This window comes from Pleomorphomonas sp. NRK KF1, assembly GCF_023721755.1.
GTDB lineage: Bacteria > Pseudomonadota > Alphaproteobacteria > Rhizobiales > Pleomorphomonadaceae > Pleomorphomonas.
In genome coordinates this window covers 291353-305796 of record NZ_JAMDLH010000005.1, presented here as the reverse complement: position 1 = coordinate 305796, position 14444 = coordinate 291353, and the positions used below count along the sequence as shown (strand labels likewise).

The following is a 14444-nucleotide window of genomic DNA, read 5'->3' as shown; positions in this document are numbered from 1 at the left end:
CTCACTTGTCAGGCGGCGAGCTGACGCAGCACGTAGTGCAGGATGCCGCCGTTCCGGTAGTAATCCAGTTCGTCGAGCGTATCGATGCGGCAGAGCAGCGGCACGTCGATCTCCGAGCCATCGGTCCGGGTGATCTTCGCCGTCAGCGTCTGGCGCGGCTTGACGTTGGCAATGCCCTCGATGGTCACGGTCTCGTCGCCGGTGAGGCCGAGGCTCTGCCAATTGGTCCCTTCCTCGAAGGTCAGCGGAACGATGCCCATTCCGACGAGGTTGGAGCGGTGGATGCGTTCGAAGCTCTCGGCGATCACCGCCTTGACACCCAGAAGGTTGGTGCCCTTGGCCGCCCAGTCGCGCGATGAGCCGTTGCCGTATTCGACGCCGGCGAAGACGACCAGCGGCACGCCCTCGTCCTTGTAGCGCATGGCGGCATCGTAGATGTACATCCGGTCTCCCGAGGGGTGATGGACCGTCCATCCACCTTCGACCACGTTGCCGGCGTCGTCCTTCACCATGTTGTTCTTGATGCGGATGTTGGCGAAGGTGCCGCGCATCATCACTTCATGGTTGCCGCGTCGCGTGCCGTACTGGTTGAAGTCGGCCGGTCGCACCTGGTGACCGGTGAGATACTGGCCGGCGGGGCTCGCCACCTTGATCGAACCGGCCGGCGAGATGTGGTCGGTGGTGATCTTGTCGCCGAACAGGCCGAGGATGCGGGCGCCGACGATGTCGGTGACCGGCGGCGGCGTCATGGTCATGCCGGCAAAATAGGGCGGGTTCTGCACGTAGGTCGAGCCGATGTTCCAGCCGTAGGTCTGGCCGATCCCCGCCTCGACGGCACGCCACCGCTCGTCGCCCTTGAACACGTCGGCATACTTCTCCTTGAACATGCCGGCGGTTATGAACGTGGCGACGGTTTCGTTCACCTCCTTGTTCGACGGCCAGATGTCGCGGAGATAGACGGGCTCGCCATCGGAACCGGTACCGAGCGGCTCGGTCGAAAGATCCTTCTGCACGCTGCCGGCCAGCGCGTAGGCGACGACCAGCGGCGGCGAGGCGAGATAGTTGGCCTGCACGTCGGGGCTGACGCGGCCCTCGAAGTTGCGGTTGCCCGACAGCACGGCGGCGGCAACGATGCCGTTGTCATTGATCGACTTCGAGATGGGCTCGGGCAGCGGGCCGGAGTTGCCGATGCAGGTGGTACAGCCGAAGCCGACCAGATTGAAGCCGAGGGCGTCGAGATCCTTCTGCAGGCCGGACTGGCTAAGATACTCGGCGACGACCTGCGATCCGGGCGCCAGCGAAGTCTTCACCCACGGCTTGACGGCGAGGCCTTTCTCGCGTGCCTTGCGCGCAAGGAGGCCGGCAGCCACCAGCACGCTCGGATTGGAGGTGTTGGTGCAGGAGGTGATGGCGGCGATCACCACATCGCCATGGCCGAGATCGAAATTGCCCCCCTCGACCGGATAGCGCGTGCCGATGTCGGCGAGCTTCTTGTACTCGGTTTCCATGGCGGCGGCGAAGCCGGACTTGGCGGCACTGAGCGACACTCGACCCTCGGGGCGCTTCGGGCCGGCCAGCGAGGGAACGACGGTGGAGAGGTCGAGCTCCAGGATATCGGTGAACTCCGGATCGGGCGTCTCGGCGGTACGGTAGATGCCCTGGGCGCGGGCGTAGGCGTCGACCAGGGCGACGCGATCATCGGCGCGACCGGAGAACTTCAGATAGCGGATCGTCTCGGCGTCGATGGGGAAGAAGCCGCAGGTGGCGCCGTATTCCGGGCCCATGTTGGCGATGGTGGCGCGGTCGGCCAGGGTCAGGCTGTCGAGGCCGGGGCCGAAATATTCGACGAACTTGCCGACGACGCCCTTCTTGCGCAGCATCTGCGTCACCGTCAGCACCACGTCGGTGGCGGTGACACCCTCGGTTACCTTGCCGACCAGCTTGAAGCCGATCACCTCGGGAATCAGCATGGAAACCGGCTGGCCCAGCATGGCCGCCTCGGCCTCGATGCCGCCGACGCCCCAGCCGAGCACCGAGAGGCCGTTGACCATGGTGGTGTGGCTGTCGGTGCCGACGCAGGTGTCGGGATAGGCGTAGGTGACGCCATCTTCGTCGTTTGTCCAAACCGTCTGGGCGAGATACTCGAGGTTGACCTGATGGCAGATGCCGGTGCCCGGGGGCACGACGCGGAAGTTGTGGAAGGCGTTCTGGCCCCACTTCAGGAAGTTGTAGCGTTCGACGTTCTGTTCGTACTCGCGGGCGACGTTTTGGGCCAGCGACGAGGCGCTTCCGAAATAGTCGACCACCACGGAGTGATCGATGACGAGGTCGACGGGCACGAGCGGGTTGATCTTGCCTGGATCGCCGCCGAGCGAGACCATGGCGTCGCGCATGGCGGCGAGGTCGACGACGGCCGGAACGCCGGTGAAGTCCTGCATGAGGACGCGGGCAGGCCGGTAGGCGATTTCCTTGTCGAGCTTGCCCTTGTTGTCAAGCCATGCGGCCATGGCCTTGATATCGTCCTGGGTCACCGAGCGACCGTCCTCGAAGCGAAGCAGGTTCTCGAGGATCACCTTCAGTGAGGCCGGCAGACGAGAGACGCCGGCGAGGCCGTTCTCCTCGGCCGCCTTCAGGTCGTAGTAGACGTAGGTCTTCGAACCGACCTGAAGTTCTCTTCTGGACTTGAAGCTGTCGAGCGACGGCATGCGCGGGCCCCTTTCAATGCCGGGGGCGCCTTGCCGGGGACGGAACACGGCGATTACCGGTATCCGTTCGAGGCAGGGTCCTCGCCACCGGCGAGCTGTTTGACGTTTACGTAATGGTCAGTTGGCGACCGGAGACTTCCTTGCGCCTTATAGAGAATAAGCTGACGGCTCACCAGACCTTGTGTACGAAATTCTACCACATAACGTCTCATTCCGCGTCCTGCGCCTGGTTCATTCAAACGCGTCGCGAAAGCGGCTTACACCGTTGGCCACGATGTTCTATTGGGAGGGAATGCCGTTTGCGCCGGAGACGCCCGTGATCCAGCCTTTCAAGCCCTTCCGCCTCGTGGTCGAGGCGCTCAGCGTCGACCGTGGCGGTCGACGGGTGCTTGAGGACATCGACTGCGAGCTGGCCGGGGGCGACGCGGTGCTGGTCACCGGTCCGAACGGCGTCGGCAAGTCGACGTTGCTGAGGGCTCTGGCCGGGCTCGGGCGACCGGCGAAGGGTTCGGCGCGTTTCCTGGCCGACGGCATCGCCGATCCGGAAGATGTCGGACGCCATATCCACTATCTCGGCCATCGTGACGCGGTAAAGCCTGCCTTGACCGTCGGAGAGAACCTCACCTTCTGGCAGGATTTTCTGGGTGCCGAAGGCGGCGCGCCGGTGGATGCCGCGCTTGACGCCGTGGGGCTTGCCGATCTCGAGGCACTGCCGGCCGCCTATCTGTCGGCCGGGCAGCGGCGGCGGCTTGCCATTGCCCGTCTCATCGCGGTGCGACGGCCGCTCTGGCTGCTCGACGAGCCGACCGCTGCCCTCGACGTCGCCTCGGAAGCGAACCTCCTGAGGTTGATGACCGGTCACCTGGAGCGCGGCGGGGCGATTGTCGCCGCCACCCACCTCGCCTTGGGCCTTGCCGGCGCCCGCCCGCTTCGCCTCGTTGCCGAGGAGGTCGTGTGATGTCGCCGCTCGTTGCGCTTTACGTTCGCGAATTGCGTCTGTCCGTTCGCATCGGCGGCAGCGCCCTGATGGGCGTCCTGTTCTACCTGATCGTGGTGACGATCTTCCCCTTCGCCATCGGGCCCGATCTCAATCTCCTGTCTCGCCTTGGCCCGGCGATCCTGTGGATCGGGGCTCTGCTCGCCACGTTGCTCGGTCTCGACCGGCTGTTCGAGGCCGATCGCGATGACGGCGCCCTCGATCTGATGGTCGCTTCGGGGCGGTCGCTGGAGCTGTTGGTGATCGTCAAGGTCGCGGCCCACTGGACGGCGACCGGCCTGCCGCTCGTCGTTGCGGCGCCTTTTCTGTCGCTGCTCCTGGCCATGCCGGGAGACGTGACGCTGGCAACGCTGGCAACGCTTCTTGTCGGTACGCCGGCCCTGACGCTGCTTGGGGCGATCGGCGCGGGCTTGACGGTGTCGCTCAGGCGCGGTGGCCTGCTGCTGCCGATCCTGGTGCTGCCCTTCGCCGTGCCGGTGCTGATCTTCGGCGTGGCCGCCGCGAACGCAGTCGCCTTCGATCCGGCCGCCTTTCGCACGCCGTTCCTTCTCATCGTCGCCCTGACGCTGACGGCGGCGGCGATCTCGCCGATCGCCACCGCCGCCGCGCTCAGGAATGGGCTCGATTGAAGCCGGTGACGGTCAGGCTGCCCGGATGGTGGCGAGGAAGCGCTGGAGTTCTTCCTGCAGACGCTCGGCCTGAGCCGACAGCGCGTCGGAGGCATGCAGCACTTCCTGGGCGGCAGCCGAGGAATCGCCGGCGGCTTCGCCCACCTTGACGATGTTGCTCGCCACAGTGCTGGTGCCTTCGGCGGCCTTCTGGACCGAGTCGGCGATTTCCTGGGTTGCCATGCCTTGGTCGCGCACCGAGCCGGCCACCGTGTTGGACACCTTGGAAATGTGACCGATGGTTTCGGTGATGCGCATGATGGCATCGCTGGAATCGGCCGTTGACGCCTGGATCGCCGCGACCTGGGCGCCAATCTCGCTGGTGGCCTTCGCGGTCTGGTCGGCCAGTTGCTTGACCTCGGCGGCGACGACTGCGAAGCCCTTGCCGGCCTCGCCGGCGCGGGCGGCTTCGATGGTGGCATTGAGCGCCAGAAGGTTGGTCTGTCCGGCGATGGTGTTGATGAGGTCGACCACGGCGCCGATCTTGCGCGCCGCTTCCGACAGTTCGCGCACCTTGGCGGCGGTCTCGGAAGCGTCCTGCACCGCCTTCGAGGCCACTTCGGTCGATTCGTTCACTTGCCGGCCGATCTCGGTGATCGACGACGCCAGTTCCTCGGCGGCGGCTGCGACAGTTCCGACGCCGGCCGAAGCCGCTTCCGAGGCGGCGGCGACCGTCGAGGCCTTTTGCGTCACGTCGGTGGAGGATTGGGACAGGGTCTGCGCCGACCCGTTGAGCTGTCCGGCGGCGGCGGCCAGCGAGGAGGCGATGCCGCCAACGGTCTGCTCGAACATGTCGGCAAGCTGGTGCACCTCGGCACGCCTCAGCTCGGCCTGTGCCGCCGCGTCGGCTTCGCGGGCGGCGCGCGCCTCGGCGGCCTGCGCGAGGCTCGTCTTGAACACTTCGAGCGCGTCGGCCATGGCGCCGACTTCATCCTTCCGGCCGCGGCCCGGGACGTCGGTCTGGAGGTCGCCGTCCGACACCTTTTCCATGGCGCGCGAGATGGCGACCACGGGGCGGGAGATCGAGCGGCCGATGACGAAGGCCAGCACCACGGCGCCGACCACGGAGACGCCGGCCACGGCGAGCAGCATCCGTCGAATGGTCTCGATGAGGCCGGTGGTGGCGACGCCGATCGACGTCGACTCGACCGAGGCGGCGGCGCGAACGGCTGCGACTTTGTCGGCGATGGCCGTCGAGGCGTTGAGCAGGTCCTTCGATGTCAGGTTGCGAAGTTCGGCCGAGATCTGGTCGGCCTGACGATAGGCTTCCTGATAGGCGGTGGCGGACTTCAGCACCTTGCCGAGCTGTGCGGCTTCCTGCCCGGCGCCAACGGCCTTGATCACCAGATTGAGCCGCTGAACGAGGCCGTTGAAACCGGCGTCGGCCGCCTTGAGGTCATCGGCCGTGCCGTTGTTCAGCAGTTTGTAAACCGCCAGACGGCCGGCGTTGTATTGCTCCGTTGCCTTGGTGGCGATGGGAATGATGTCCGGCTTGCCGAGCTTGTCGACCTTGGAGGAGAAGAACAGCATGTCGTTCTTCAGCTTGTCGCCGAGCGGATCGACGCTCTCGCGGACAATCTTCTGCTGACTGGCCTTGAGCGCGACGAGCTTTGTCAGCACCGCGTTATAGCCGTCGAACAGCGTGGCGATGGCGACCATGTTGTCCTTGCGGGTGCCCTCGTCGATCTTGCCAACGGCATTGGCGATGGATGCCCGCGCTGTTTCGGCGGCCGTCTTGGTGTTTGACAGGGCCGTTTCGCTGCCGACCGCCAGATAGGCGTCGACCTTGGCGGTGAGATCGAGGAAGGCGTAGTCGATGTCACGGGTCAGCTCGACCTCGTCGACGCGATCGCGGTGCTGGCCGAAGGAGCGCTCGAAGGAACTGAGCGAGAAGAGCGAAAGGCCGGCGCAAGCAATGAGGAGTGCAATGACCAGCGAAAAGGCCACGAATACCTTGGAGCCGATGGACAGATTGTTGAACAGACGCGCCATCGCTTCTTCCCCCAGCGTGCACGGAAAATTCCGTTCGACCGCGCCGACCGGGATGCATCGAGCATCCCCGGCCCGCACGCGGCCATGTGTGTCTGACAATGATAAGGGAGCGCCCTTAAAGTTTTCCAAACAATAGATCGGTCGGTACGGTTGTCTTTTACCGTAACAAATGACAACTGTCATATATTGCAATGTATAAATCGAGGCTGATCGACCTCACCCCAGGCGGCGGATCACCGCCGTGGGCAGGTCCTCTCCGGCGAAATGCGCGGCGAGGTTGGCGCGGACCAGCGCTCCCATCGCCTGTCGCGTCGCCACGGTGGCGCTGCCCTGGTGGGGCGACAGCACAACGTTGCCCAGGCGGGAAAAGCGTGGGTCGATGGCGGGCTCGTTCCGGAACACGTCAAGCCCGGCTCCGGCGATCGTTCCACTTTCCAGAGCGGCAATCAGAGCCGCCTCATCGACGGTCGTACCGCGTGAAATGTTGACAAGGAGGCCGTCGGGGCCGAGGGCAGCGATCGTGGCGGCATCCACGAGGCCGACGGTATCACCGCCACCTGCCACAGCCACCACGAGGATGTCGGACCAGGCGGCCAGGGCGGATGGCGTCGGGAGTGCCCGCCAGGCGGACAGCGGCTTTGGCGAGCGGTTCCAGTAGCCGATCTCGGTATCGAAGCCGGCGAAGCGGCGACCGATCGCCTCGCCGATGCGACCTAGTCCGACGATGCCGATCTTGCGACCGGAAACGCTGCCGGTCAGCGGCATGGACTCTTTCCTCCAGGCTCCGGAACGGGCAAAGGCGTCGCCATCGACGATACGTCTGGCGAGCGCCAGGGTCAGGGCCAGAGCCATGTCGGCGACATCGGCGGTGAGCACGTCGGGCGTGTTGGTCACCGCGACGTTGCATCGCGCGGCGGCCGCGAGGTCGACCTTGTCGTAGCCGACGCCGTAGACGGCAATCAGTTCCAGTGCCGGCAGCGCCTCGATCAGCGCGGCATCGGCGCCACGACCTCCCGACGTCACCAGCGCCGTGATTTCCGAGACCAGACCGAGCCCCTCCGGCCCGTCGGCCGGCAGATCGATGAGGTCATACGCCTCGCGCATCGGCGCGATGTCCCATTCGGGCATCGGCGAAACCATCAAGACCTTCGGTCGCGGCGGCGGAACGGCGGACATGAACTCACTCCGGTTTCGGGGCAAACGGCGGTCGCCTCCAACGCGGCGGGCGTCATTGACGTTATCCATTAGTATGACGATAGTGCCTTCCCGCAAGACGGGAAATAGCGGAAGTTGCAAGGCGGCGATGCGCGGGGGGACAGCATGACCGACTACGACACGTTCGACGGCCGTTTCAGGTCGCTGGTGATCGGCACTGCCGCCGTCGAGCGTCTGTGGACAGGCGGACGTTGGACCGAGGGCCCCATCCATGTGCCGGCCGCCAAGGCCGTGATCTGGTCGGATATCCCCGAAGATCGAATCATGCGCTACGACGAGACGAGCGGCGCCGTCTCGGTGTTCGAGCATCCCTGCGGTTATCACAACGGCCATACGCTCGACGCTTGCGGCCGCATCGTCGCCTGCGAGCATGGCGGCCGTCGCATTTCCCGTCTCGGCTTCGACGGCCATTGGGAGACCATTGTCGATCGCTTCGATGGCAAGCGTCTCAACTCCCCCAACGACGTGGTGGTGAAATCCGACGGCAGCATCTGGTTTTCCGATCCGAGCTACGGCATCGACAGCGACTATGAAGGGCGCGCCGCGAAAAGTGAGATCGGCGCCTGCAACGTCTATCGACATGATCCGCATACCGGCGAGACGACGACGGTCGTCACAAGTCTCGATCGCCCCAATGGCCTCGCCTTTTCGCCGGATGAGCGCACTCTCTTTGTCTCGAACACCTCCCTGTCCGATACGCCGGCCATCCACGCCTTTGATATCGCGGAGGATGGACGCATGGTCGACGGAGGGCGGATATTTGCAGTTTCGGACGCCGGATTCTTCGACGGTTTCCGGCTCGATCGCATGGGGAACATCTGGACGTCGAGTGGCGACGGCGTTCGCGTTTATGCCGCGGACGGCACCTTGCTTGGCCGCATCAACATTCCCGAGACGGTGTCCAACCTCTGTTTTGGGGGCCGCAAGCGCAACCGTCTCTATATCACCGCCACCTCCTCCCTTTATGCGGTCTATGTCTATGCCACTCCGGCGGACCGTCCTGTGACGTCTCCGGAAAGCGCGGCCCATCCGGGCAACAGGTAGTGCACGTCGGTAAGTACTATCACGCAAATAATCATGCGGACGGCAGCTTTCCGGGCACGGCGAGATGGACGGGCGGAGTTCAAAATCAAGAAAACTATCGACATACTCGCCAGAATCGATATTGATCCGAAATAATTGGGAGTCTCCGGAGTTGATCCAACGTGGGCGATGATCGTGCTCGGCTGAACCTGAAAAGTCTGGCCCGCCACCTTGATCTGTCGATTACAACCGTCAGTCGAGCTCTGCGGAACGGACCTGAGGTCCGCAAGGAGACGATCGAGCGCGTTCAGAAGGCGGCGGCCGAGCTCGGCTACGTCCGGGACGTCGGCGGTCTGACTCTCAGGACCGGCCTTTCCTATTCCATTTGCGTGCTCATGTCGGCGGTGCCGCCGGACGACATTGCCGACACCGGTTCGGTCGGTCTGCTGCAGGGGGTCCATGAAGTGGCCCAGGCGGCCGGCTACGCGGTGACCGCCGTCCCGCTTGCCCCCGGTGCCGATCCGATCGAGGCGCTGAAGACCATCATCGACGGTCGCCGCGCCGATGGGCTGATCTTCGACCACACCCTGCCGATGGATCCGCGCGTCCGCTTCCTTCTGGAGCGCGATTTCCCCTTCGTCAGCTTCGGACGTACCGAGCTGTTCACGCCGCATGCCTGGTTCGACATCGACGACGAAGACGCCACGTATCGCGCCGTGCGGCACCTTCTGGCGAGCGGTTATCGCCGCATCTGCCTCATCAATCCGCCGACCGAGTTCATGTTCTCGCAGTATCGTCAGCGTGGCTATCGCAAGGCGTTGTCCGAGGCCGGAATGGAGATCGACCCGCGTCTGATGCTCGATCTCGATCTTACGGCCCGGAAGACGCGCGCTTCGGTCAAGGACCTGATGGTGCAGGAGAGTCCTCCGGATGCCTTCATCTGCGTCAACGACATCACCTCGCTCGGCATGATGACTGGCCTTCGCGACATCGGTCTCGATCCCGCCGATTTCGGCTTCTGCGCGTCCACGACCACCCGGTTGATCGAGTATGTCGAGCCGACGCCGGTGAGCTTCTACTTCCCGCTCCAGGAAGCCGGTCGCCGGCTGACGCGGCTTATGCTGCGTCGTCTCGAAGGCGAGACCGACATCACGCAGCTCCAGGAACTGGCCGTCGCCGAGATGCATGTGCCGACGCGGCGGCGATAGCCGTTGCGCCTTTTGATGGCGCGTCCTGGCCGACAAGCCAGGCTTGGCCACGCAATCGTTTCGGTTGCCCGTCAGGGTAGGGCGGGCTATGTTGCGGCGGTTCCCTCGCATTCACCGCTCTGCGGGGAACGGGACTTTCGTCCCGGAGGAGCAGCGGCTTCCGACATTTCTTGAGATTTTCATGGCTGATCTCGTCAATCGCGCTTCCGCGAAGGACCTCGCGGGAAACTGGACGCTCCATGCGGCAGATGAATCGATTTCCGTGCCGCTGCCGCTGCCAGGCGACGCGCTTTCGGCGTTGATCGCCGCCGATATCCTGCCCGATCCTTACGTCGGCGAAAACGAACTGAAGGTGCGCTGGCCGGCCGAACGCGACTGGATTGCCCGCCGCAGCTTCTCCATCGATGCCGATGAGCTTGGCCACCCCTGGGCGATCTACGTCGATGGTCTCGACACCGTCGCCGAGATACGGATCAACGGCCAGAAGGTGCTTGCCGCCGCCAATATGTTCCGCCCACATCGGGCCGAGGTGGCCGACGCGCTCCGTAGCGGCGACAACGAGATCGAAATCATGTTTCGCTCCAACGTCGTCGCTGCGACGGAGGCGGCCGCCCAGCAGCCGTACGAGCAGCCCTACAGCGCGCAGATGCAGGCCAGTCCGCACATCAACCTTCTGAGGAAGGTGCAGTGTCACGCGGGCTGGGACTGGAACATCGCCATGATGCCCTTCGGCCTCTATGGCGACATCCGTCTGGAGCGCGCCGACCTGCCGACGGTCACCTATGTCCAACATCGCCAGCGCCATAACGCGGATACCGGCGCTGTCGATGTCGATATCGAGGTCCGGATCCAGGCAACGACGGCCTGCGAAGAGCTGCTCACCATCGAGCTGGGTAGAGAAAAGGCCAGCCTTCAAATCGCTTGTTCACCCGGCACCAACGTCGCCGAGACGACGCTGCATATCGAAAATCCCCGTCTCTGGTGGCCGGTCGGTTCGGGAGAGCAGGTCCTTTACGATCTGGTCGTTACATTGGGCGGCGCCACGCATCGGCAGAGGATCGGTCTTCGTCGCATCGAGGTGGTAACCAAGCGCGACGAGATCGGCGTGCCTCTGACGGTGCGCATCAACGGGCTTGACCTGTTCTGCCGCGGCGCCAACTGGATTCCGGGCGATGCCTTGCCTTCGCGCATCACGCCGGAAACGGTGCGGCCTCTCCTCGAGGACGCCGTCGCCGTCGGCATGAACATGCTGCGCATCTGGGGCGGAGGCCAATACGAGCCGGAGTGGTTCTACGATCTTTGCGACGAACTGGGCATCCTGATCTGGCAGGACATGATGTTCGCCTGCGCGCTCTATCCGGCCGATAGCGCCTTCCTTGCCGAGGTCGACCGGGAAATCGAGCATCAGGTGCGGCGACTGTCGCACCATGCTTCGATTGCGCTTTATTGCGGCGACAACGAAGTGATCGGCGCCCTGACGTGGTTCGAGGTGGCGCGGGCCAACCGTGATCGTTACCTCGTCGCCTACGATCGGCTGAGCCGGACGATCGAGATGGCCGTCAATCGCGCCGATCCGGATCGCTTGTTCTGGCCCTCGTCCCCCTCGAAGGGGCCGATGGACTTTGGCGACGCCTGGAAGGCCGAAGGTTCCGGCGACCAGCACATGTGGGACGTCTGGCACGCCGGCAAGTCGTTTTCGGCCTATCGTGGGGTGCGGCCGCGTTTCGCCTCGGAGTTCGGCTTCCAGTCCTTCGTGTCGCTGTCGACGCTGCGTCGCTACATCGACGAGGAAGATCTCGACATCGCCTCGCCGGCCATGGAGCTTCATCAGAAGAACGCCGGCGGCAACGCCCGCATCGTCGAGACCATCTCGCGCTATTTCCGCTTCCCGAAGAATTTCGAGAACGTCGTCTATCTGAGCCAGGTCCAGCAGGGCCTTGCGATGAAGACCGGCATCGATTTCTGGCGGTCGATCAAGCCGGAGTGCATGGGCGCCCTCTACTGGCAGCTCAACGACACCTATCCGGTGGCGTCCTGGTCGTCGATCGAGTACGGCGGTCGCTGGAAGCTGTTGCACTCGATGGCCAAGCGCTTCTTCGCGCCCATCAACGTGGTAGCCATTCCGTCGGCCGACACGAAGACGGTGGACCTGTTCGCCGTCAACGATACGCCGTCCGAGGTGGTGGTCGCCGGCAACGCCTTCTGGCTTGCCGTCGATGGTGCTCGCCGGCCGGCCGGCGAGTTCATGAAGACGGTGCCGACCGATCGGGCGATCCTGCTCTTGTCGGTTCCCGCCGACGGCAGCCCCGACGAGGTCCTGGGCTTCACCTGGCGAGATCCGGCTGGGGAGCATTTCGACCACCATGCGGTGTCGCCCTACAAGGCGTTGCGTCTCCGCGATCCCGAACTCGTCGTCGAAGCATCCAAGCGCGGCGTCGGGGAGTGGTGCTTCACCATTACGGCCAAGGCGCCGGCCTTCTACGTGTCGCTGGAGACGGATCCTTACGGCGTGTTTTCCAACAACGCCGTTCTCGTGACGCCGGACGCGCCGGTCGAGTTCGTCTGGACCTCGCGATCGGGCGATGTCGATCCGGTCGAAAGCCTCGTGGTGCGTGATCTCCGTTCGAGCTATCGGCCGAGCGACACCGTCATCCGCCGAGTTTAGGGCGACAAGGCAGGGCAAAGAAAACCCCTTGTCTCCGGCAGGAGACGAGGGGTTCTGCTTTTCTGCGATCCAATCGTCTCAGCGCGTCGGCATCGGCGTCGGCCCACGGTAGTCGTAGAAGCCGCGTTGCGTCTTGCGACCGAGCCAGCCGGCCTCGACATACTTCACCAGAAGCGGGCAGGGGCGATACTTGCTGTCGGCCAGGCCGTCATGCAGCACCTGCATGATCGAGAGGCAGGTGTCGAGGCCGATGAAATCGGCGAGCTGCAGCGGTCCCATCGGGTGGTTGGCGCCGAGGCGCATGGCCGTATCGATGGAGTCCACCGTGCCGACGCCCTCGTAGAGCGTGTAGATCGCCTCGTTGATCATCGGCAACAGGATGCGGTTGACCATGAAGGCCGGGAAATCCTCGGACACCGCGACCGTCTTGCCCAGCTTCGACACGAAGTTGCGTGCCGCCTCGAAGGTCTCGTCCTCGGTGGCGATGCCGCGCACCAGCTCGACCAGCTGCATCACCGGCACGGGGTTCATGAAATGGATGCCGATGAAGCGTTCCGGGCGGTCGGTGGAGGCGGCGAGGCGGGTGATGGACACCGACGAGGTATTGGTGCCGATCATCGCTTCGGGCTTCAGCTCGGGACAGAGCTGCGAGAGCGCCTTGCGCTTGATGGTCTCATTCTCCGTCACCGCCTCGATGACGAGGTCGGTATCGGAGAATCCGTCGAGGTCGGGCAACAGCTTGATGCGGGAGAGCGCCTCACGACGCTGCTCCTCGGTGATCTTCTTGGAGGCAACCTGGCGGCTGAGGTTGGCGGACACGACGTTGAGGCACGCCTCCAGCCGGTCGCGCGCAATGTCGTAGAGCCCAACGTCGAGACCCGCGAGAGCGCAGACATGCGCGATGCCGGAGCCCATCTGACCCGCGCCCATGACGCCGACCGACCTGATTTCTACCATTGAAGTCCTCGAGCCTCCCGGAACGCGACCTTGTTGTGGCGCGCCCTGTGACAAGTTTCAGATCATTCTAGCTCAACCGAGGGCTTTCGTCAGCTCCGGCACGAGTTCGAACAGGTCACCGACCAGGCCGTAATCGGCCACCTGGAAGATCGGCGCCTCGGCGTCCTTGTTGATGGCGACGATCACCTTGGCGTCCTTCATGCCCGCGAGGTGCTGGATCGCGCCGGATATGCCGACGGCGAGGTAAAGCTCGGGCGACACCGCCTTGCCGGTCTGGCCGACCTGCCAGTCGTTGGGGGCGTAGCCGGCGTCTACCGCCGCGCGGCTGGCGCCGACCGCTGCACCGAGCTTGTCGGCCAGCGGCAGCAGCAGCGCCTGGAACTGTTCCTCCGAGCCGAGCGCCCTGCCGCCGGATACCACCACCCTCGCAGAGGTGAGCTCTGGCCGGTCCGTCGCCGAGAAGACGTCGCCGACAAAGGTGGAAAGGCCCGGATCGGCCGGCACGGCGATGGTCTCGATCGAGGCCGGCGCGCGTTCTTCGGCCGGCGTCGCCCGGAAGGAGGCGGTGCGGACGGTGATGAGCTTGATCGGGTCGGCGGACCGCACCGTGAGAAGGGCATTGCCGGCGTAGGTCGGCCGCTCGAAGGTGTCGGGCGCCAGCACGGCGGTGATGTCGGAGATCTGCATCACGTCGAGCAGCGCGGCGGCGCGCGGCAGGGCATTCTTGAAGGTGGAGGTCGACGGCGCCAGAACGGCCGAATAGCTCGGCGCCAGCGCCACGATCAGGTCAGCCAGTGGTTCGGCGAGACCATGTTCGAGCGCGGCCGCCTCGGCGGTCAGCACGCGACTGACGCCCTTGAGCCTGGCGGCCTCGGCGGCGGCTCCGGCTACGCCATTGCCGGCCACCAGAACATGAATGTCATCGCCAATGGCCAGCGCAGCGGTGAGTGCCTTGAGGGTGGCGTCCTTGAGGGCGACGCCGTCGTGGGCGGCGAGCAGAAGAGTGGTCATGTT

General features: G+C 64.7%; 10 protein-coding genes. 5 read left to right on the top strand and 5 right to left on the bottom strand.

Going from position 1 to position 14444, the window contains the following annotated elements:
• Positions 1 to 8: 8 nt before the first annotated feature.
• A complete protein-coding gene (gene acnA, locus M4J39_RS14800; RefSeq protein WP_251729175.1) occupies positions 9 to 2705 on the bottom strand; it encodes an aconitate hydratase AcnA in 2697 nt (898 codons plus the stop codon).
• A 292-nt stretch (positions 2706 to 2997) separates the two neighbouring features.
• Between acnA and ccmA the strand changes: the two genes are divergently transcribed.
• Both ccmA and ccmB read left to right on the top strand, forming a co-directional pair.
• Complete coding sequence (ccmA, locus tag M4J39_RS14795; protein WP_371875455.1) at positions 2998 to 3663, top strand: heme ABC exporter ATP-binding protein CcmA; 666 nt, start codon at positions 2998 to 3000, stop codon at positions 3661 to 3663.
• The gene (gene ccmB / locus M4J39_RS14790; protein ID WP_251729173.1) at positions 3663 to 4331 is read left to right on the top strand and encodes a heme exporter protein CcmB; all 669 of its coding nucleotides are present in this window, start codon (positions 3663 to 3665) and stop codon (positions 4329 to 4331) included. The genes ccmA and ccmB overlap by 1 nt, the downstream gene beginning before the upstream one ends.
• A 12-nt stretch (positions 4332 to 4343) precedes the next feature.
• Here ccmB and M4J39_RS14785 read toward each other — a convergent pair whose 3' ends face one another.
• Together M4J39_RS14785 and M4J39_RS14780 are read right to left on the bottom strand one after the other, a co-directional pair.
• On the bottom strand, positions 4344 to 6362 hold the full coding sequence (locus M4J39_RS14785; RefSeq protein WP_251729172.1) for a methyl-accepting chemotaxis protein: 2019 nt from the start codon (positions 6360 to 6362) through the stop codon (positions 4344 to 4346).
• 216 nt (positions 6363 to 6578) lie between these two features.
• Positions 6579 to 7538 carry a 2-hydroxyacid dehydrogenase gene (locus M4J39_RS14780; RefSeq protein WP_251729171.1) on the bottom strand — a complete coding sequence of 320 codons (960 nt, stop codon included), beginning with the start codon at positions 7536 to 7538 and terminating at the stop codon, positions 6579 to 6581.
• A 144-nt stretch (positions 7539 to 7682) separates the two neighbouring features.
• Between M4J39_RS14780 and M4J39_RS14775 the strand changes: the two genes are divergently transcribed.
• The 3 genes from M4J39_RS14775 to M4J39_RS14765 all read left to right on the top strand — a co-directional run bounded on the left by M4J39_RS14775 (position 7683) and on the right by M4J39_RS14765 (position 12473).
• Positions 7683 to 8621, top strand: coding sequence for an SMP-30/gluconolactonase/LRE family protein (locus M4J39_RS14775; protein WP_251729170.1), 939 nt, complete (start codon positions 7683 to 7685; stop codon positions 8619 to 8621).
• Between the two features lie 161 nt (positions 8622 to 8782).
• Positions 8783 to 9808: a substrate-binding domain-containing protein gene (locus M4J39_RS14770; RefSeq protein WP_251729169.1), complete on the top strand. Its 1026-nt coding sequence runs from the start codon at positions 8783 to 8785 to the stop codon at positions 9806 to 9808.
• 181 nt (positions 9809 to 9989) lie between these two features.
• The gene (locus M4J39_RS14765; RefSeq protein WP_251729168.1) at positions 9990 to 12473 is read left to right on the top strand and encodes a glycoside hydrolase family 2 protein; all 2484 of its coding nucleotides are present in this window, start codon (positions 9990 to 9992) and stop codon (positions 12471 to 12473) included.
• Positions 12474 to 12551: 78 nt separating this feature from the next.
• Here M4J39_RS14765 and M4J39_RS14760 read toward each other — a convergent pair whose 3' ends face one another.
• Together M4J39_RS14760 and M4J39_RS14755 are read right to left on the bottom strand one after the other, a co-directional pair.
• A complete protein-coding gene (locus M4J39_RS14760) occupies positions 12552 to 13430 on the bottom strand; it encodes a 3-hydroxybutyryl-CoA dehydrogenase (protein ID WP_251729167.1) in 879 nt (292 codons plus the stop codon).
• A 72-nt stretch (positions 13431 to 13502) separates the two neighbouring features.
• Positions 13503 to 14441: an electron transfer flavoprotein subunit alpha/FixB family protein gene (locus M4J39_RS14755; protein ID WP_251729166.1), complete on the bottom strand. Its 939-nt coding sequence runs from the start codon at positions 14439 to 14441 to the stop codon at positions 13503 to 13505.
• Positions 14442 to 14444 lie beyond the last annotated feature (3 nt).